The 1,181-nt window shown below is 35.6% G+C and carries 2 protein-coding genes and 1 pseudogene; all 3 read left to right on the plus strand.

The window, feature by feature from the left end; all coding sequences use genetic code 11:
- On the plus strand, nt 1-215 hold a 215-nt coding region (locus tag GMD3S_RS11065; RefSeq protein ID WP_000324309.1), incomplete at its 5' end, for a hypothetical protein.
- Nucleotides 216-337: 122 nt separating this feature from the next.
- Nucleotides 338-1,093 (plus strand): DUF4336 domain-containing protein, encoded by a 756-nt coding sequence (locus GMD3S_RS0209465; protein ID WP_000113582.1) that lies wholly within the window; start codon nt 338-340, stop codon nt 1,091-1,093.
- A gap of 11 nt (nt 1,094-1,104) precedes the next feature.
- A pseudogene (locus GMD3S_RS10905) lies at nt 1,105-1,181 on the plus strand (uracil-DNA glycosylase); the annotation flags it as partial.

Consider the following 1,181-nt stretch of genomic DNA (forward strand, 5'->3'; position numbering starts at 1 on the left):
AAGTAAATTCGTTAAAAGAGTTAAAGTATATCATAAGCAATCATATAGAGTTAAGTACTCGAGAGAAGATGAATATCCACTATTCACTCTTTCTCCCTAGGGGTGGTTTATCTGAACTCTACTATATGGACGCTAATCTTGAACGGATGATGTCTGTAAATAATCAACTTTCCTATTCTATTGATACAATCGAAAAGTTTTTAATGGCTGATTGATACTGTGAATAGTAATGTCAAATAATAGGGTCAATAACAGTATATATAAGAACTGTAAAAAGTGGTTTAGATAGCCACTTTTTGCTATAATAGAAGCAGTAAAAACGAAGGAATAGTAAACGATGGCAAGACCAGAACTTTCTCTTTATGAACCATTGTATACACTAAAGGAAGTTGATCAAAATATCTGGATAGCAGATGGTGACTTGATACAAATGGATATGAAGGTCTTCAAACTACCTTTTCAGACACGTATGACAGTGATAAAGTTAAACGATGGAAAACTCTGGATTCATTCTCCTATTGCGCCAAATGAGGAGCTCTTTACTGAACTGGACGCTTTGGGCAAAGTTGCTTACCTAATTTCACCCAATAAGATTCACTACGCCTATATTGCAGATTGGAAAAAAAGATATCCTTATGCACAAGCATGGTCTAGTCCAGGAGTTGAAGAGAGAGCAAAAAGTCAGAATGTCATGGTGGAATTTGATGCTCCTTTAACTGATAAGGCACCTGACTTATGGTCTGATGAGATTGATCAACTTATTTTTAAGGGAAGTTCTGTCATCGAAGAGGTCGTGTTTTTTCATAAATCGACTAAAACACTCATTGTAACGGACCTTATAGAGAATTTTGAACCAGAAAAGATAGCTAGTCCAATCCGAAGAAAAATTTATCGTTTAGCCCGTGTAACAGTCCCTGATGGGCAAACTCCTATCGATTATAGGATGACTTTTTTTAGAAGACAAATAGAGGCAAAGGTTTCCTTTTCCCGTATGTTAAACTGGAAACCGGATAAGATCATTCTTGCACATGGTTTATGCTTTTTTAAAAATGGTACGGATGAATTAAGACGTGCTTTTAGATGGATACGATAAAGGAGAGAAAGATGCAACATTCGTCTTGGCATGCTTTGATTAAGGAGCAATTACCTGAAGGTTATTTTGGGAAAATCAATCAATTTAT

This window comes from Streptococcus sp. GMD3S (assembly GCF_000298695.2).
Classification (GTDB): domain Bacteria; phylum Bacillota; class Bacilli; order Lactobacillales; family Streptococcaceae; genus Streptococcus.